The sequence below is a fragment of the Rhizobium aethiopicum genome (assembly GCF_014197535.1).
Taxonomy (GTDB): Bacteria; Pseudomonadota; Alphaproteobacteria; order Rhizobiales; family Rhizobiaceae; genus Rhizobium; species Rhizobium aethiopicum_A.
In genome coordinates this window covers 77,411-94,606 of the sequence record NZ_JACIFV010000026.1, presented here as the reverse complement: position 1 = coordinate 94,606, position 17,196 = coordinate 77,411, and the positions used below count along the sequence as shown (strand labels likewise).

At 60.1% G+C, this 17,196-nt stretch carries 17 protein-coding genes and 1 tRNA gene; 6 read left to right on the top strand and 12 right to left on the bottom strand.

Translation table 11 applies throughout. The features are described 5' to 3' along the window. Positions 1-300: 300 nt before the first annotated feature. From GGD53_RS26260 to GGD53_RS26245, 4 genes are all read right to left on the bottom strand, one after another. Positions 301-810, bottom strand: coding sequence for a GNAT family N-acetyltransferase (locus GGD53_RS26260; protein WP_184459663.1), 510 nt, complete (start codon positions 808-810; stop codon positions 301-303). Positions 811-903: 93 nt separating this feature from the next. Continuing rightward, positions 904-3,057 carry a mechanosensitive ion channel family protein gene (locus GGD53_RS26255; RefSeq protein ID WP_184459662.1) on the bottom strand — a complete coding sequence of 718 codons (2,154 nt, stop codon included), beginning with the start codon at positions 3,055-3,057 and terminating at the stop codon, positions 904-906. Positions 3,058-3,393: 336 nt separating this feature from the next. Beyond that, on the bottom strand, positions 3,394-3,774 hold the full coding sequence (locus GGD53_RS26250; protein WP_184459661.1) for a hypothetical protein: 381 nt from the start codon (positions 3,772-3,774) through the stop codon (positions 3,394-3,396). Positions 3,775-3,832: 58 nt separating this feature from the next. Next, positions 3,833-4,510, bottom strand: a complete 678-nt coding sequence (locus GGD53_RS26245; RefSeq protein ID WP_184459660.1) for a hypothetical protein — start codon at positions 4,508-4,510, stop codon at positions 3,833-3,835. Positions 4,511-4,766: 256 nt separating this feature from the next. Between GGD53_RS26245 and GGD53_RS26240 the strand changes: the two genes are divergently transcribed. Beyond that, complete coding sequence (locus tag GGD53_RS26240) at positions 4,767-5,375, top strand: TerC family protein (RefSeq protein WP_184459659.1); 609 nt, start codon at positions 4,767-4,769, stop codon at positions 5,373-5,375. A 67-nt stretch (positions 5,376-5,442) separates the two neighbouring features. Here GGD53_RS26240 and GGD53_RS26235 read toward each other — a convergent pair whose 3' ends face one another. From GGD53_RS26235 to metG, 3 genes are read right to left on the bottom strand one after another with little or no spacing between them, the layout of a single operon-like run. Continuing rightward, complete coding sequence (locus GGD53_RS26235) at positions 5,443-6,261, bottom strand: MBL fold metallo-hydrolase (protein WP_184459658.1); 819 nt, start codon at positions 6,259-6,261, stop codon at positions 5,443-5,445. 3 nt (positions 6,262-6,264) lie between these two features. After that, complete coding sequence (locus GGD53_RS26230) at positions 6,265-7,047, bottom strand: TatD family hydrolase (protein WP_184459657.1); 783 nt, start codon at positions 7,045-7,047, stop codon at positions 6,265-6,267. Between the two features lie 4 nt (positions 7,048-7,051). Continuing rightward, positions 7,052-8,602 carry a methionine--tRNA ligase gene (gene metG, locus GGD53_RS26225; protein WP_184459656.1) on the bottom strand — a complete coding sequence of 517 codons (1,551 nt, stop codon included), beginning with the start codon at positions 8,600-8,602 and terminating at the stop codon, positions 7,052-7,054. Between the two features lie 232 nt (positions 8,603-8,834). Here metG and GGD53_RS26220 point away from each other — a divergent pair, with 232 nt between their 5' ends. Next, complete coding sequence (locus tag GGD53_RS26220; protein WP_184459655.1) at positions 8,835-9,623, top strand: sulfite exporter TauE/SafE family protein; 789 nt, start codon at positions 8,835-8,837, stop codon at positions 9,621-9,623. Positions 9,624-9,627: 4 nt separating this feature from the next. Here the strand turns inward: GGD53_RS26220 and GGD53_RS26215 are convergent, their stop codons facing one another. From GGD53_RS26215 to GGD53_RS26200, 4 genes are all read right to left on the bottom strand, one after another. Continuing rightward, entirely contained in the window at positions 9,628-10,650 is a 1,023-nt protein-coding gene (locus tag GGD53_RS26215) for a DNA polymerase III subunit delta' (RefSeq protein ID WP_184459654.1), read from the bottom strand. Between the two features lie 8 nt (positions 10,651-10,658). Next, the gene (gene tmk, locus GGD53_RS26210; RefSeq protein WP_184459653.1) at positions 10,659-11,339 is read right to left on the bottom strand and encodes a dTMP kinase; all 681 of its coding nucleotides are present in this window, start codon (positions 11,337-11,339) and stop codon (positions 10,659-10,661) included. A gap of 214 nt (positions 11,340-11,553) precedes the next feature. After that, positions 11,554-12,747, bottom strand: coding sequence for a D-alanyl-D-alanine carboxypeptidase family protein (locus GGD53_RS26205; protein WP_184459652.1), 1,194 nt, complete (start codon positions 12,745-12,747; stop codon positions 11,554-11,556). Positions 12,748-12,817: 70 nt separating this feature from the next. After that, positions 12,818-13,918 (bottom strand): septal ring lytic transglycosylase RlpA family protein, encoded by a 1,101-nt coding sequence (locus GGD53_RS26200; protein ID WP_184459651.1) that lies wholly within the window; start codon positions 13,916-13,918, stop codon positions 12,818-12,820. Positions 13,919-14,449: 531 nt separating this feature from the next. On the opposite strand from GGD53_RS26200, the gene GGD53_RS26195 reads away from it, so the two are divergent. Further along, complete coding sequence (locus GGD53_RS26195) at positions 14,450-15,271, top strand: Ig-like domain-containing protein (RefSeq protein WP_184459650.1); 822 nt, start codon at positions 14,450-14,452, stop codon at positions 15,269-15,271. Positions 15,272-15,440: 169 nt separating this feature from the next. Beyond that, positions 15,441-15,530 (top strand) — tRNA-Ser (locus GGD53_RS26190). Positions 15,531-15,577: 47 nt separating this feature from the next. Here the strand turns inward: GGD53_RS26190 and GGD53_RS26185 are convergent. After that, positions 15,578-16,066 carry a RidA family protein gene (locus GGD53_RS26185; RefSeq protein WP_184459649.1) on the bottom strand — a complete coding sequence of 163 codons (489 nt, stop codon included), beginning with the start codon at positions 16,064-16,066 and terminating at the stop codon, positions 15,578-15,580. A 194-nt stretch (positions 16,067-16,260) separates the two neighbouring features. Here GGD53_RS26185 and GGD53_RS26180 point away from each other — a divergent pair, with 194 nt between their 5' ends. Both GGD53_RS26180 and GGD53_RS26175 read left to right on the top strand, forming a co-directional pair. Then, positions 16,261-16,947: a TetR/AcrR family transcriptional regulator gene (locus tag GGD53_RS26180; RefSeq protein WP_184459648.1), complete on the top strand. Its 687-nt coding sequence runs from the start codon at positions 16,261-16,263 to the stop codon at positions 16,945-16,947. Next, entirely contained in the window at positions 16,944-17,159 is a 216-nt protein-coding gene (locus GGD53_RS26175) for a hypothetical protein (RefSeq protein WP_184459647.1), read from the top strand. Before GGD53_RS26180 ends, GGD53_RS26175 begins: the two co-directional genes overlap by 4 nt. Positions 17,160-17,196 lie beyond the last annotated feature (37 nt).

Sequence of the window (17,196 nt, the reverse complement as noted above, 5' to 3'; positions counted from 1 at the left end):
ACATGGTGATCAAACAGGACATCACGACTCCGAACGCTCATGGTCTCCACCAGGCTGAAGTCGCCATCCTTGCTCCCAACGTTGGTATTGACCAGAACATCGAGAGGCGAGACTGTCGCATCTCTAACTGGCCCAACTGTCGCATTACTAAATAGCCCTTACAAACAAAAATCGCATAAGACAGATTATGGAACATGAGAGCGGATTTCCGACCCTTTGCTTTTGGCCACGAACCGTCTCTCCGCAATGGTCAGCAGGATTTATCGCCGAACGAGATTATCGGATAAAAGGCCGAGATGCCTAGTTCGGTCGGTCGAATGAAAGTAGCAGACTTTCCACTCCGCCCTCGATGACGTCTCGATACGGCAGAAAACCTGCGGACAGCGAACTACGAATAGCTATTTTGTTCTCTTTAGCGTGACAAATGAAACATTTGCAGTCGTCGGGAAAAAGCGAAGGAACCACGTTCAGCACATATGAGCGAAGCATAGCTTTCCCCAAGCCTCTCCCTAAGAACTGCACATCTCCGATAAATAAGTCGACCGCGACGCCGTCGTGCTCGCCCATCTCAGACGCGAATTCGGGATAGTCGCGAAGCAAATAGCACTGCAATTTTCCAAAAGGCTCCCCGTTATAACAAACTATATGGCAATGGGTAGGATGGCGGGGATTCAGGCGTTCGGAATACTTCCTCTGAACTTCCTCGATCGTTATCGGCGTCTTCTGGTAGTGAGCACGCATATGAGGGTTATTTAGCCACTCACACAATAACGGAAAATCTGCCTCTGTCAGTGACCTGAAATCAATCATCTGGCTGTACCTTTAGGTCGATTGCTCGACAGGTTCGACTCGCACATCGCCCACGGGCATTCCAAACAAGGGGCATGGAAGCCCTGCGGTTTGTCACTCCTCAATCGGCGAGATGGGTTTTGTTGGTCTCTGGAGCTCCGACGCGGCGGCTGATGACGCTGCATCGGCCGTCCCGCCGGAGACATGCACCGTCGGAGTTGCAAACTGGATGCCCTTGTCGGCGAAGGTCTTCTTCAGCATGGCAAGCGCCTTTCGGCGGACGCCAAACTGTTCGCCCGGTTTTGACATGAATTTCAGCCTGATCTGCACGCCATAATCCGCCATCTGCTCGATGCCCTGCATTTTCAAGGGCTCGATGATGTTGGGCCCGAGCTCGGCATCGTCCAGAAGCTCGACGCCAATGCGCTTGATGGTCTTGCGGACCTCCTCCAGGTCGCTGTCATAGTTCAGCGTAAGCGTAATGATGTCGATGACCCAGTCGCGGCTCAGATTTTGCACCGCGCCGAGTTCGCCGAATGGAACGATGGTGACAGGACCGCGGTGGTGTCGCAAGCGGATCGATCGCAGCGAAAACCCCTCGACCGTACCCTTGTATTTTGCCGCCTGGATATATTCTCCAATGCGGAAGGCATCGTCGAACAGATAAAACACGCCGGAGATGATGTCCTTGACCAGCGTTTGTGCACCGAAGCCGACAGCTATGCCGACGACACCAGCGCCAGCAAGCAGCGGCCCGATCTGAATGCCGACAGCATCCAGGATCATCAGGAAGCCGACAGCGCCGATCGCGAGGAACAGCACATTGCGAAGAATGGGAAGAAGCGTATTCAACCGCTGACGGCGGCGCGCCTCCGGCCCCTCCTGGTGGCCTGCATTCACGCTTCGGGACGCCACTTCCATCTGCGTGTCGATCAGAGTGCTGACGAGCTTCCAGATGACGTCGGTCACCAGCAAGACGATCACGATCCGGATTCCCGCGCGGATCAGACGCGTGGTCACCGTTTCGGCTGCGGCAAGATCACCGAGATTGACATCCCACGAGCGGGCGACGAGCAGCGCGGCAACCACGATAAGGCCGTTGCGCAAGGTCTGCATGATAACGACCGACCATCCCAAGATGGCCGGATCCTCCACCGCAAGCTCATCCTGCGAATTTATGATGATGCGCCGAGTGATATCGCGCGCTACTGATACCGTCAGCGGCAGAAGCGCAATGACGATCACCGTCCAGAATGCAGCACGCAGTCCCGACACCCATAACAGCCACGAGAGAATAACGCTTGCGCTGAAGCCGACGCTGATCAGCCGGTTCACCGGCGGCCCGTCGGAACGGAACTGCCGCAGCCAAATCATCGCGATCAGCGCAATCGAGACGACCGCGAGCCATGCGGCGGTAAAAAGATCGACCAATATGGCCGGAGCCCCGATCGTTCGTATCACTTCGATGGTGGCCCAGCCGGCTGCCAACAGAGCGACCGTTGCAAGGAGCCAGTAGTACCAGAACCACGCAAGCGACGTCACAAGGGTCACAAGCCGCATATGCGGCAGGCGGGCGCCCGGCGCGATCACGATGCGGCCCACCAGCACGCCGAGGCGCACCATGAGCGCAGCTGACAGCAGAACGAGCGCAACATCGCGAAACACCGCGGGCCAGGGAAACAGGATAAAGGCGCCGAGGCTTCCGATGAGGTAGCCGATCAATGCGAGAAGCCCCATTGACAGCCGCCCGGCGTGCAGTTTGATCCGCTGCCGGACTGTGTCGGCAGGTGCGGTCAGTATAAAATGAAGGAGCCCTCGCCCCGACCACCAGGCGATGCGCTGCGCGAGAAATCCGCCTGCAACGAAGAGTGTGACCGCCAGGATCAGACCGACAGGGTCGATACGATTGTCTGTCTGGAAGAGCCGGATCGCCGCCTCGATCTGTCCCGGAAGGGTTGGAACTGCGTTGACGAGCGAGAGCAAGCGCTGGCGCAAATCCTGCAGTGAGGTCGCGATCGACGGCGGCGCTGGCTCTGGTGAGAGGGCGGCTGGCGGCGTGGGCTCCTGATTGCCGGGAACGATCCGATCGACCAGAGTGCGACCGGAATCGTCATTCGGCAATTCGATGATGACGCGGATCGGCGCCGAGGATCCGGATGACTCGGCCGAGGAAGCAGGATTGATGCCGATTGGCAGCAGCGTGGAAAGCACGATCGTCAGGACTGTGAATATTTTCCGCAAGCGGTGGCGGTCGTCGTTGCTGCGCATGTGATCGTGGTCCCCGGGACGGTGCCGCTTCTGCTCCAGAAGCTTGGCACTTGTGAAGCGTCACGCCATCAACGTCAATCGACGAACCTGTCTGGCCGAGGCAGGCGGATCGTTGCCCAGCTGCGATCATTGCCGATCCTTGTCTCGCTGACGCATCATCCGGGCGCCCTCTCCGGGCTGCAGACTCCCTGCGGCACAGTGCTGGCTACGGTTGGTAATGTCACAAATGAATCTGGGGCAACAGCTGCGAGGTGCGGCCCGCAGTCAGACCGCAGGCGGCACATTGGGCTCTCCACCGAGTTGTCGGAGGACCGAGCGTCTCAGATGGTCAGCCCTTCACCACCGTCTCGTCTCAGAGGGGTGGCCGGCAAATCCGGCCAGCAAAACTCCGAACGGAAGGCTGCGAACGATTGTGGCGGCGATGAAAGCCGCGCCCGTGGCCAAGGCGAGCTTTGCCCAGGGATAGTTGCCGAGCTGGACATGGGCGCTTGCGTCAATCAGGTTTGCCTGGGCTCTCAGCGCCGTTTCCGCATCCTCGCGCAGGATGCCGATCCGGGCGCGCAACAGCCTTACTTCATGCTGTAGGAGGTCGAGATCGTGGTCGGCCTTCTCGCGCGCAGTCGCGGTGGCGGCGTCGGCAAACGGCGGCTCACCTTCCGCGACCAGCTCATCGGGATCCGGCGGAAGGAAACCGTCGCGATTGATGGATGATTGCATGGACGTCTCCTCAATTATTCAGCAGGGGCGAACGAGGCCGGCTCCTCATGCCGACACATCAGTGATCACGTCGGAATCCCTGACTTTGGCTCGACCCGCCTTGCGACTGCGTCTGCGTTTGCCGGCCAGGATCGGTCGATGGCGAGCCGCCTCCGGGATAGGTATAGGCGCGGACCTTGGCGCTTCCATGCGTGGTGTCGCGCATCGCCACCGGTCGGGTTTCATCTTCGGATGATGTTTCGAACGCGCTTTCGGACACGGCCAGGTCGTCCGCGGCTCTGCCGCCACGGGCTGTGCCGGCAAAACCGGTATTCGCCCCGCCTTCCCGGCCGCTTTCCGATAACCAGAGATCTGCCCTCTCATCAATGTCGATGCTGCCCTCGTCGTCGAGAATATCGTGAACGGTCTCATAGAGCGCGTCGTCGATATCGTTGACCTGAACGAGGAAGCCGCCTCGCCGCAGCCCTTCTGCGTACATCGCGCGATCTTCATCCGGGAAGAAGAAGTCGGCCAGCGCGTCGAAGAAGCCGCTGCGGTCGTCGCTTATGGCGCCGGCATTCTTTCCATCCGCTTCATAGCCCGGCATCAATCTGATCCTCGCGACCGGCACACCTGCGTCCTCGAGACGGGAGATCGCAGATTCGGCTTCGGACCGGCTGTCGAAAAATGCGGTAAGACTGCCGCCGCCCATCGGGCCTGAAGAGCCCGGGTTGGTATCGTGGTGAATGTTGCTCACGGAACGCTCCTCTCGATGTCTCGTTCCAGCCGTCGACCCGACGCCTGGTTTCTGACTTGAAGAACCGGCAGCCGAGATGAATGTTCCACGGCAGTGGGGCGGATCGGCGGCATTCCATGGCAGTTCCATAACTTTTCCGCCTGTCCTTTTTCAGATACACCAGGCAGTGAATAGCACCGTCTGTTCCAGCCTTCGGCGGTTGACGTCAAACCATCGAGACGCTAGCACGGCTTTCGACGCATTGGGGACATTTCATATGGACATCTTCACGGCAGCCGGTCTGACGGCTTTGCTGCAGGTCATTGCTATCGACCTTGTTCTTGCCGGCGACAACGCCGTGGTTATCGGTCTCGCCGCTGCCGGCCTCGAGGCCACGCAACGGCGCAAGGCGATCATCGTCGGCATTCTTGCCGCGACGGTTCTGCGTATTCTCTTCGCCAGTGTCGCCGTCTATCTGTTGGCGATCGTCGGCCTGCTGCTGGCCGGCGGCCTTCTGCTGCTTTGGGTCTGCTGGAAGATGTGGCGCGAGCTTCGCAACGGCCATAACGAGGATCAGATAGCGGAAAGCGGCAAAGGCGCGCCGAAAAAGACCTTCTTCCAGGCGGCAACCCAGATCGTCATTGCCGACGTTTCGATGTCGCTCGACAACGTGCTCGCCGTTGCCGGTGCTGCGCGCGAACATCCGAGCGTCTTGGTCATCGGCCTCGCCCTGTCAATCGCGCTGATGGGTATTGCCGCGAACCTGATCGCCCGGCTGCTCGGCCGCCATCGCTGGATCGCTTATATCGGTCTGCTGATCATCCTCTACGTCTCGCTCGACATGATCTATCGCGGCGCCGTCGAGGTTCTTCCCTATATGCAATGACCTGTCCCAGGGTCGGGGCTCAATCCCCGATCCTGCTGCACGCGTGTAAGCATGCTGCAGCGCTGGGTTAAGCGAGAAACTCGGTCTCGAAGCTCATCTGATCAAACGCCGGCACCACGTGGTCCGGCGTCTGCGCCATCACTGCATCATAATCCAGCGGCGTATGCATGTGGGTGAGAATCGCCCGTTTCGGTTTCAGCCGGCCGATCCAGTCGAGCGATTGTTCCAGCGACAGATGGCTTGGATGATAGGTGTACTGCAGGGCGTCGATGATCAACACGTCGAGATTTCGCAGTTTCTCGACAGTCTGCGGCGGGAAATCGCTGATATCGCTGCAATAGGCTACATCACCGATGCGGAAGCCGAGCGAATTGATATCGCCATGCTGCTGGATATGCGGAAAAAAATCGATCTTGCCGCCGGGGCCGCGGATTTCGACGGGTTCGTCAAGATTTTCAATGACGACAGGCAGCACGATCGGTGGATAATTGCTGCCCGGCGGCGTCTCCAGGCAATAGCCGAAGGCTTCACGCAGCCTGTCCATCGTAAATTGGTCGGCGTAGATCGGCACTCGCCGGCGCGTATTGTGAAAATAGCCGCGCAGATCGTCGATGCCGTGAATATGATCAGCATGCGGATGGCTGTAGAGCACCGCATCGACATGGTCGGCCCCTGCCCTGATCATCTGCTCGCGAAAATCCGGTCCGGTGTCGATGACGACGGTCGTCACGCCGCCATCAGGAGCGAATTGCTGCACCATGAATGAGGCGCGCGTGCGCCGATTCCTTGGGTTGTCGGGGTTGCAGGCGCCCCAGTCGCCGGTGATACGCGGCACGCCAGGTGACGACGAACAGCCGAGAATGGTGAAGCGCCGCCGATAGAGCACCTGCTAGATCCTTGGCATTTTCGAGAACAGGCGCAAAGCGTTCTCCGTCGTGATCCGTGCGACGTCGGCATAGGAAAGGCCGATCGTCTCGGCGAGCACTTCGGCCGTATTGACGACATAGGACGGCTCGTTGCGCTTGCCGCGCCAGCGCTTCGGCGCGAGATAGGGCGCGTCCGTTTCCACCAGCAGCCGTTCATGCGGGATCGTCTTGGCGATCTCACGCAGTTCTTCCGATTTCGGGAAGGTCAGAATGCCTGAGAAAGAGATGTAACCGCCGAGTTCGACACCGGTCCGCGCCAGATCCGGCCCCGCCGAGAAGCAATGCAGGATGAAAGGGAAGGCCCCCTTCCCCGTTTCCTCGGTCAGGATGTCAGCCATGTCGGCGTCGGCGCTGCGGCTGTGGATGACGAGCGGAAGCTGCGTTTCCCGAGCCGCGGCAATATGGCGGCGAAAGCCGGTCTGCTGGTCCTCAGGTGTCTGCGTGTCGTAGAAATAATCGAGGCCCGCTTCGCCGATCGCCACCACTTTCTCATGCGCTTTCGCCAGGCGCACCAGCTCTTCGGTTTGAATGTCCAACTCGTCGCCGGCATTGTTCGGATGGGTGCCGACGGAGCAGAACACCGACGGATATTTCTCCGTGATGGCGAGCAGCCCGTCGAGCTTGCGCACGCGCGTCGAGATCGTCACCATCTGCTTGACGCCGGCTTGGTGGGCGCGCGTGACGATCTCGTCGCGCTCCGCCTCGAAATCGGCGAAATCAAGATGGCAATGGGTATCGATCAGCACGGCCTCAGGCCTCCGGAGCCACATAACGCGGGAAGACCGGCGCCGGCGCTTCGAGCGCCGTCCTGGCAACGAGGCGGCCAGCTTCGCCAAGCGCGGCAAAATCTCGGCTGTCGGCAGGCGCGGCGACGAGATCGAGCAACTTGCCCGATGATTCCGGCATGAAGGGCTGCAGCAGGATGGCGATCTGGCGCACCACCTCGGCCGTGACGTACAGCACCGTGGCCATCCGCGCCGGATCCGTCTTCTTTAGCGCCCATGGCGCCTGGCCGGCGAAATAGCGGTCAGCCTCCGAAACGACTGATATGATCGAGGCGAGCGCGCGATGGATGAGCTGCTTGCTCATGTCCTCGCGCGTCGATGCATGCAGCGCGTCGGCCTGGGCCAGCATCGCCTTGTCCTCGTCGGTCAGCGGCCCGCATTCCGGAATCTTGCCGTCGCAATTCTTGACGATCATCGACAGCGACCGGCTGGCGAGGTTGCCGATGCCGTTGGCGAGATCGGAATTGATGCGCGTGCCGATCGCCTCTTCGCTATAGCTGCCGTCCTGACCGAAGGAGACTTCGCGCAGGAAGAAGTAGCGCACCTGGTCGAGGCCGAAATGGTTCACCAGATTGACCGGATCGACGACGTTGCCGAGCGACTTCGACATCTTCTCGCCCTTGTTGAGCAGAAAGCCGTGGGCGAAAACGCGTTTCGGCAGCGGCAGCTTCGCCGACATCAGGAAGGCCGGCCAATAGACCGCGTGGAAGCGGATGATGTCCTTACCGATAATGTGCACATCCGCCGGCCAGTACTTCGCTCTCGGGCCATTCTTGTCCTCGAGATAGCCCGTCGCCGTGATGTAGTTGGTCAGCGCGTCCACCCAGACATACATGACATGCGAAGGGTCGTTCGGCACCTTGATGCCCCAGTCGAAGGTCGTGCGCGACACCGACAGGTCCTTGAGGCCCGACTTGACGAAGGAGATCACCTCGTTGCGGCGCTCGGCCGGACCGATGAAATCGGGATTGGCCTCGTAATGGGCAAGCAGCCTGTCCTGGTATTCGGAAAGCTTGAAGAAATAGCTTGCCTCTTCCACCCACTCGACGGGCGTGCCCTGCGGGCCGTAACGCACGCCGTCGGCGCGCAGCTCCGTCTCGCTTTCCTGGTAGTAGGCCTCGTCGCGAACCGAATACCAGCCGGCATAGCTGTCCTTGTAGATGTCGCCATTGTCGGCCATCAGTTTCCAGATATTCCGCGACGTTTCGTGATGACGCTCCTGCGTAGTGCGGATGAAGTCATCGTTCGAGGCGTTGAGCAGCTTCGCCATTGCCTGGAATTCGCCGGAGTTGCGGTCGGCAAGCGCCTGCGCGGAGATCCCCTCGGCCCGCGCCGTCTGCTGCATCTTCTGGCCGTGTTCGTCGGTGCCCGTCAGGAAGAAGACATCCCTGCCGTCCAGGCGCTGGTAGCGCGCCATCGCATCCGTCGCGATCAGCTCATAGGCGTGGCCGATATGCGGCTTGCCGTTGGGATAGGAAATCGCGGTGGTGATGTAGAAAGGTGTCTTGTCTGTCATGGCGGCCAATGTCCGGCTTATTCTATCAATGGTTAGCCGCTCTTAGCGCATGTCACCGTCAAGCGAAACATCAAGTTTCGCTGCCGTCCATGATTTCGAGGACACGGGGTCGTGAGCTTGACTCCGTCTCGCACGCAATTTACCGGTCGTCAGAAAGAGAGGCGGGACCGAACGACGTGCCAGTTTTCACCTACCACAATCCCGGTGGCCGGGCGCCGTTGGAGGCGCTTGCTTGACATTCGAGCCTCTCTATTCAATTTCGGGACTGTTTGTAGGCGCCCTTGTCGGCATCACCGGCGTTGGCGGCGGTTCGCTGATGACACCCCTGCTGGTGCTGCTCTTCGGCGTCCATCCGGCAACTGCCGTCGGCACCGATCTTCTCTATGCTGCAATCACCAAGACAGCGGGCACCGCCGTTCACGGCGTGCATGGGCGCGTCAACTGGAAGATCGTCGGCAGTCTCGCCGCCGGCAGCGTCCCGGCCGCCTTGCTGATGCTCTGGCTGCTGGCAGGTGTCGATCGCAAGAGCATCGGCGTGACCAACACCATTACATCGGCCCTCGGTTGGCTTCTCGTCATGACCGCGATCATGCTGATCTTTCGCGGCCCGATCCTTCAATTGGCGCGCCGCGCCATCGGCGAACGCACGCCGCCGCGAGCGACGACCATTCTTGCCCTAACCGTCATTCTTGGATTCTGTCTCGGCGTGCTTGTCACCTTGACCTCGGTTGGCGCCGGTGCGCTGGGGGTGACGATCCTGCTCGTGCTCTATCCGAGGCTCGACGTGCGCGAAATCGTCGGCTCCGACATCGTCCACGCCGTACCCCTGACCCTGATCGGCGGCACCGGCTATTGGCTGATCGGCGAGATCGATTGGGCGATGCTCTTTGCCCTGCTCGTCGGCTCAATTCCCGGTATCATTCTGGGAAGCCTTCTTGCGCCGAGGCTGCACGAACGCATCATTCGCATTGTTCTTGCCGTGACACTTGGCGTCGTCGCATGGAAGCTGCTGGCCGGTTGATCCGTTAGAATCTTGGCTGCCTGATATCGGCGAGGATACTGATGATCGTCTGCTTGCGGTCGAGATTGTAGGCATCGGAGACGGTAAGTCGCTCGGTAACCTCCGAGTAGAGCCGTGCCAGCCGTTCGGCCGCGGCGATCTGTCCCTCGCCTGCCGCCGCGCGAGCGCGGCTCATGATGTCGTCGCCGACGTGGCTGACGAAGAAATCGAAAATCGTATCGCTTTCCTTGCCCGAAAGCGCCTCGGCCAGCCGGTGCATCGCCTTGCGGGCGGCTGGCCCCTCGGCGGAAAGCACCTCGTCATAACCGGCGATGATTTCGCTGCCGCCATAGTTCAAGAGCTTCAAGGCTTCGCCGACACTGCCCTTGGCCGCCGAAAGCACGCTGCCCTCGCCTGTTATGCCGAGATGGGCAAGGGCCGCAACGAGTGCCTCGTCGGCAAGCGGCGCCAGTTTCAGCGGCAGGCAGCGCGAGCGGATGGTCGGCAGCAACCGCCCCGGCGCATGCGACAGCACCAGGAACAGCGCCCGCTTCGGCGGCTCCTCGAGGATCTTCAGAATGGCGTTGGCCGCATTGCGGTTCATGTCGTCGGCCGGGTCGATGATGACGATTCGCCAGTTGCCGGTGCCTGAGGTCTGCGAGAAGAACTTGCCGGCGCGGCGCACCTCGTCGACGGTTATCGCCGATTTCACCCTGCCCGTCTTTTCGTCCACCGGCCGGGCGAGATGCAGAAGATTATGCGAGGCGCCGGAGGCGATCTGCCGGCTGACGGCCGAGGCCGGATCCGGATCGCCGATCTTCTCCGGCGCCGCGTCGGGATCGGGATGCGAGAGCACGTGGTTGGCGAAGCGGAAGGCGAGCGTCGCCTTGCCGATACCCTCCGGCCCTTCGATCAGAATGGCGTGATGACCCTTGCCGGATCGGTAGGACTGGGCAAGGAAGGATTCCGCCTCCTCATGGCCAAACAGCCTGGTATTTTCGGCGGGCCAGATGGCGCCGTCCAGCAGTCCCGGCCGATCTTCACTCATAATGGACTTCACTCATAATGGGCAGCTTCCGGCATCCGCGCGCGGTCTGCGGGCGACATCAGCCGCTTGACGATCGCCAGAATTTCAGCGGCGATCGCCTCTTCCGTCTGCATGGCGTCGACCACGTGGCAGCGCTCCGGCTCGCGGACGGCAATATCGAGAAAGGCTTCGCGCCGTTTTTCGTGCGTTTCGAGCCGCTCCTTTTCGAAGCGATCGGGACCGTCCGAAGCGCTGCGCTTCTGCGCCCGCTCCAGGCCGACCTTTGCGGGAATATCCAGTATCAAGGTGCAATCCGGCATGACGCCGTTGATGGCGACCCGCTGCAGCATCTCAATGAAATCGGGCTCGAGATTGCCGGTGATGCCCTGGTAGACACGCGAGGAATCCATGAAGCGGTCGCAGAGCACGATCTTGCCTGATGTCAGGGCCGGCCGGATCACCTCTTCGACGTGATCGTTGCGCGCCGCCGCAAAGAGGATCGCCTCCATCCGCGTGCCGAAGGCCTCGGCAGCGCCTGACAGAAGCACGTGGCGCACGGCTTCCGCGCCCGGCGACCCGCCCGGTTCCCGCGTCACCAGCACGTCATGCCCTTCGCCTTTCAACGCCTCGGCGAGGCGGCGGATCTGCGTGGATTTCCCCGCGCCTTCCCCGCCTTCAAACGTAACGAACAGTCCCGTACCGGATGACAATGACAACTTCCCGCATTCCGGACGCCGCACGCCCGCGCGCCCCGCTTCTTCTATCTATCCGAAGACATCGGGAAGGAAAACCTTTCGCGGCGGCGACATAATCACCTTCCCCGCAAATTGTATCAGAAGGTCAGGCATTCAAGTCTGGAGCATGACTGTGCGGCAACGACACGCGGGAAAAGAAACGCTGCGCGCAAGAGCCTCATCCCGGCGTTCAGCCGGGGGCGGACTTGTCCCAGAGCCAGGAGAAGAACAGCGATTCGCCGAGTTCCAGCACGGCGTCGACCGCCCGGCTGCTGAGCGAGCCCTCGCCGACCGCCTGCGCGGTATAGAGCGGCACTTCCCTGAGCAGCCGGCTGCCGGCGAAAATCCTGAGCGTGCCGGCCTGATAATCCGGCTTCACCGGCGCCATCAGCGGCCAGTGATAGACGATGCGCGCCGAAAGCCGGTCGGGGTTGCTGATCGGAATATAGACACTGACCGGCACCTTGGCGACGAGATCGACGGTGCGCGCCGAGCCGCCATAGACGCTGGCTGCGCCGATCACTTCATGCTCGGTGAAGATCTGACGGCTCTCGAAGGCAGTCAGCCCCCATTCGAGCACGCGCTTGGCCTCCTCGGTCCGCTCCTTGTCGGAAGCGATGCCGGCAAGCGCCAGAAACAGCCGCCGGCCGTCGCGCTGGACCGACGCGACGATCGAATAACCTTCTCCCTCGGCAAAGCCGGTCGCAAGCCCGTCGGCGCCGAGATCGAGCCCGAGCAGCGGATTGCGGTTGCGCTGGAAGATCTTGTTCCATTCGAAATCCAGCTGCGCGAAATAGGGATAGAGATTGGGATAGGACTGCTGAAGGGCAGCGGCAAGCGTCACCATCTCGCGCGCCGTCACTTTGCTCTTGCCGTCCGGAAGGCCGGTGGAATTGCCGAACACCGCTTTCTCCATCCCGAGTTCGCGGGCGCGGCGGGTCATCGACTGCGCGAATTGCTGCTCGCTTCCGGCCATCCCCTCGGCGAGGATGATGCAGCTGTCATTGGCGCCCTGGATCGCGACGCCCTTGATCAGATCCTCGACGCGCACGCGTGATTTGAGGGCCGCAAACATCGTCGCCGTCCTTGACGGCGCGCCGCCGGTGCGCCAGGCATATTCGGAAACGGGATATTCGGTATCGAGCGTGATCTGACCCTTGGTCACTGCCTCGAAGACCAGATCCATCGTCATCAGCTTGGCGAGCGACGCCGGCGAAAAGCTCTGATCCTCATTCTTGGCGAGAAGCACCGTGCCGGTGGAAGCCTCGATCATATAGGCCTGCGCCGCCTTGGTGGCAAAACCGGCTGCGCCCCCATCGGCGGCATGTGCGCCGGCGGCGAGCGGCATCAGACATGCAAGCAGACGAAGCACAGGCCTCAGCATCGCAATTCCCATCGGTCAACGGCGTTTTGAGAAGGTTAGAGCGCGGCGAAATTCGATGCAATCGCCATGCTCAACGCGCTGCCGATTTTGCCTGCTGGCGCTTGGCCGAGGCAAGGATGGAAGCCTTTGTCAGCCCGTCATTGCGCACCATCACCGCATCGAAGGCGAGATCGACCGTTATCGTTTTTACCGCCTCGTTCTGGTAGCCGAGAGCGAGGGAAAGCTGAGAACCGCCATAAGGCCGCTCATAGGGCATGGGACCGATCTCCGGCAGCACGACCATCTGATCGAAGCCCGGCGAGGCATTGGGGGAAGAAGCCGACGGCGCCACCAGAACATGGACGGCCGGCGCAAGGCCGGGCGCCGCATTGTAGCGCGCGCTCGGCGTCGAGCCGGCATAGGAGGTCGCCGACATCGGCACCGGCACATTAGCCGGCGTCTCGTAGTCTTCGGCGTTCTGCAGCTGATCGCGGGTGATCTTGCGGCTGTTGGAGGCGACCATCACGCCGGTTGCGATCTGCCCTTCCGGATTGATGCCGGGAATGCGGCTGCCCTTCGGCACGTAGGAGGCCATCAGATAGGGCATGTCATGGCCGTCCATGCGGGCGCGGCCGACATATTGCACACGCACCTTGCCGGTGCCGCTGTGCTGCAGATCCAGCATGTCGGCCGTCTTGTTGGAAAGGTCAATGATGCGGCCTTCGTGATAGGGGCCGCGGTCGTTAACACGCACGACGATGGAGGAGCCGTTCTCAAGATTGGTGACGCGGGCGTAGCTCGGCAGCGGGAAGGTCGGATGCGCGGCGGAAAGATGCATCTGGTCGTAGACTTCGCCATTCGCCGTCAGCCGCCCGTGAAAGGCCGAGCCGTACCAGGAGGCAACGCCGACCTTGTTATAGGCGAAATCTTCCTTCGGATAGTACCACTTGCCCTTCACCTCATAGGGGTTGCCGACCATGTAACGGCCGCCGCCCTTGGGGATATTGTTGCCGGTGGCGACGCGGGGGCTGGCCTTCACGCCATATTCGGATTCGGAGAAATATTCTTTGCCGTGGGCTCTTTTTTTCGGCACCCCCTGTGTCGTGCCGCATGCCGCAACCGTCGCACACATCGCCGATATCGCCAACCACCGCGCTGTCGTTGCGAAAGACGCCCCGTATTCCAGTTTCATGTGCCCCACGCCGCTCAAAGATCGTTATGGTTAAGGAACTCTGCCCCATCCTGGGTCAATAACGCCTTATCCCCGCCCGCCTAACGAGACTTTAATCTTGCTGAGTTCGTGGCAAATTTACGAACGATTTCGCAGCGATAGCGACAATTCCAATGATTATGGTTTATAAATTGCTAACGCGAAGTCTCCGCCCTGGCCTCCCGCTGTTGCAATGAGAGCCGAAATCGGCGTGCCGATGCGGAGCACATGGTAAACGTTGGCGGGATTTTAGAGGTCGGGAAGTACCGGATCGACACACCGACGATAGCAGCAGCTGTTCTAAGGACGCTGGCTGCAACTGGCGCCTTCGTCCCAAGGTAGTAGATCGGCTTTTGCTCTCTTGTTTACGTGTCCTTCACGGCAATGGCATCGGCCGTCACTCCCTTAGGGCGTGTAGTTTGTTGCTTGACTCAAAGTGGAGTAGAAAGTTTATTTGCAGCGTTGGGGTCGCAGCCCGGCGTCCTTTCCACGCTCATCTTTAGGAGACGAGCCATGGCAAATCACAAACCAATAGTGCCTGACGTGTCGGTCCACGACTACGCACCAGCGGAGGCCATCGAAGGAAACCTTCTCGACAACGCCTCGGATTCCGACGGCGATCTGCTCCAGGTTCAGTTCGTCAACGGAATGAGAATTCCTAATAAGGCAGGCGAGCCGGGGTATCTTACCATCGAGGGTGAGCACGGAACGCTGACGATTTGGAGCAACGGCAGCTATAGTTACACGGTCAATGATCCGAGCGCGCTTGAGCCCGGCGGGATCTTCGGCGAGAATTTTTCATTCAAGATCTCCGATGGAAAAGGCGGCACGGATGTCGGCAGTCTCAACATCGGAGTCCACACTCCTCCGCAAGGGCAGTATTCGATCGATTTCGAGGATGCTCCCACGGAATATCCCGGGCTGCCTGACATCGCCTCGGGCTATGCAGGATTCAAGTTTGGCGACAAACTCGATGGCAACCTTTGGGCGGTCGCCGAATCCGCCGGCAACGAGTACGTTGTCACCAATCCCTATAATCCGTTTTTCGAACGTGTTGATGGCAAGCTCTTCACCATAGAGGGCGTCGACGTCGCAACCAATTTCGACCCCGCCTATGAAGGTGTCGATGCTCTCGTAACCTTCGAGGGTTATATCGGTGGCAACAAGGTGAGTGAGATGTCGCTGACGGTCTATGGTGACACCATTGCCGATGGCCAGCACATTTCGTTGGCAGCGCTGGGAGCGGTCGATTTTATCCGCTTCGATATTCAGCCCGACGTCGAGCCGACGGGCTTTCCGCAGCTCGCATTCGACAACTTCACCGTCCTGGTCTGACGGCGGCAGAGAGAAGCGGCTCTCATAGCCGCTTCTCTGCAGAACAAGTTGACGCTGCCATCAAAGCTGCTAAAAAGCCGGCCTGTGAGTGAATGGGCAGCAAATCGGCAGAAACCACCGATCCACCGGAAAGACCGAAACGGACTTTCTTCAGGCTTCCCAAATACTTGGAAGAGTGTCCGAGTGGTTTAAGGAACCGGTCTTGAAAACCGGCGTGCGGGAAACCGTACCGTGGGTTCGAATCCCACCTCTTCCGCCATTTTGCAATTTTCTCCATCAGGCCAGCCGGCGGATCAGTCGCAATCACTATTCAAGCATGACGACGGCTTCGACTTCGAACAGCATCGGATCGATTGCAAGTTTGGGCACGGGGACAAGGGTCTGCGCCGGGAGTGCGTCGCCGAACATGTCTTTGACGTTTCTGGTCAGCACCTCGAGCTTGGACATATCGTGATCAACCACGAAGATCGTCAGTTTGGCGACCTGATCCGGCCTTGCTCCGAGGCCGTCGAGGGCGCTGCGCAAATTTGCGTAGGCCTGCTTAACCTGGACGGCGAAGTCCGGCGACAAGGCGCCCGTGCTGTCCTGACCACCCTGTCCGGAGATGTAGGCCAACCGGGCGCCGCGGGGGACGATTACTGCCGTGCTATAGCCATTCGGCGTCGGATCGTAGAGGTTTTTTGGATTGACGATAGTCAGCTTGAGGTCACCCTCGTTCGCCGTCGTCGCGTTGGGAATTCCTGTGGTCATGATGATCAGCCCTCCGATAAGCAGATGTTTGATTGCATGTGACATGATGTTCTTTCAGCCGTAAGGACTGCGAGGAACGACCCTCGCCGCCTGCTGGATTACGCTTTTTACTCTTCGGCAACACACTCGTACAACGTACGACTACATCGCATCGTACATTGTACGAGTCAACTGGCGAGGATCGACATCTGTCGCTTCGCCGGCTTAAATCGATGTCCCGATCCTTTTAGGAAAGACACATGGCAGCCAAACGCGTCGGCACCCAGGATAAACGGCCTCACCGGAAAGCTGCCCCGGTCCCCTCCGCACAGGAACCGCGTCTTTCGCTCGAACGGATCGTAGCGACCGCGGTTGAACTGCTGGATGCCGAAGGCGTCGAGGGATTGAAGATGCGTCGGCTGGCCGATCGCCTCGGCTCGGGCGCGATGAGTCTCTATTGGCACGTCGCCAACAAAGAGGAGGTTTTTGATCTCGCGCTCGATTCGGTGCTCGAATATCGCGGATCGTCGCAAATGATCGAATCGCCGGATTGGCGTCAGGCGGTCTTTCACATCCTTGAAGACTGGCGCGCCAGCATGCTTCGCCATCCCTGGTCGGCGTCGCTGTTGCCGCGCCGGGCGCTCGGCTCGAACATCCTCGGTCGTCTGGAGTTGCTGGGCAGGGTCTTATCCACAGCCGGTGTCGAGGAGGCGGATTTGAACGGCGCGATATGGTCCCTCTGGAACTATGTGATGGGCGCGACCATCACTCGTGCGAACTTCGTCCTTTCGGACGAAGACATGCTCGCCGGGCAGCAGCGCCTTGCTCATCTCAGCGCAGAATACCCGACGATCGGACGCGCTCGTCTGCTGTTGGACAATGACTGGGACGGCGTTTTCAGGAAAGGCCTGGAATTCCTGCTTGACGGGATTGTTCCGAGCCGATGAACAAGGGCTCAGCTCCCGAGTTGATCAGCAAGCTCGGTCAGAAAACATCCGTTCACGACAACATCGAATATATCAGCGCGCCGATGGAACCCCAGAAAATAACCGGCGTCAGTATCATCCCCACAACGAAGATTTTGGTCACCGCTAAACTCCGCGAATTCGTTCCACCGCGAAAACCTATTGCAGCGACCGAGGGTTTGGTATCGGCATGAAGTCCGGGTCGGATAGGACCTTGGTCTCAGTCTCGAC

What these genes read in the sequence shown, in the direction of transcription:
- GGD53_RS26215 (WP_184459654.1), bottom strand. Translation starts at nt 10,650, where the DNA reads ATGAGTGAAGATCGGCCGGGACTGCTGGACGGCGCCATCTGGCCCGCC.
- GGD53_RS26260 (WP_184459663.1), bottom strand. Translation starts at nt 810, where the DNA reads ATGATTGATTTCAGGTCACTGACAGAGGCAGATTTTCCGTTATTGTGT.
- GGD53_RS26205 (WP_184459652.1), bottom strand. Translation starts at nt 12,747, where the DNA reads ATGCTGAGGCCTGTGCTTCGTCTGCTTGCATGTCTGATGCCGCTCGCC.
- metG (WP_184459656.1), bottom strand. Translation starts at nt 8,602, where the DNA reads ATGACAGACAAGACACCTTTCTACATCACCACCGCGATTTCCTATCCC.
- GGD53_RS26195 (WP_184459650.1), top strand. Translation starts at nt 14,450, where the DNA reads ATGGCAAATCACAAACCAATAGTGCCTGACGTGTCGGTCCACGACTAC.
- GGD53_RS26255 (WP_184459662.1), bottom strand. Translation starts at nt 3,057, where the DNA reads ATGCGCAGCAACGACGACCGCCACCGCTTGCGGAAAATATTCACAGTC.
- GGD53_RS26240 (WP_184459659.1), top strand. Translation starts at nt 4,767, where the DNA reads ATGGACATCTTCACGGCAGCCGGTCTGACGGCTTTGCTGCAGGTCATT.
- GGD53_RS26200 (WP_184459651.1), bottom strand. Translation starts at nt 13,918, where the DNA reads ATGAAACTGGAATACGGGGCGTCTTTCGCAACGACAGCGCGGTGGTTG.
- GGD53_RS26185 (WP_184459649.1), bottom strand. Translation starts at nt 16,066, where the DNA reads ATGTCACATGCAATCAAACATCTGCTTATCGGAGGGCTGATCATCATG.
- GGD53_RS26180 (WP_184459648.1), top strand. Translation starts at nt 16,261, where the DNA reads ATGGCAGCCAAACGCGTCGGCACCCAGGATAAACGGCCTCACCGGAAA.
- GGD53_RS26250 (WP_184459661.1), bottom strand. Translation starts at nt 3,774, where the DNA reads ATGCAATCATCCATCAATCGCGACGGTTTCCTTCCGCCGGATCCCGAT.
- GGD53_RS26175 (WP_184459647.1), top strand. Translation starts at nt 16,944, where the DNA reads ATGAACAAGGGCTCAGCTCCCGAGTTGATCAGCAAGCTCGGTCAGAAA.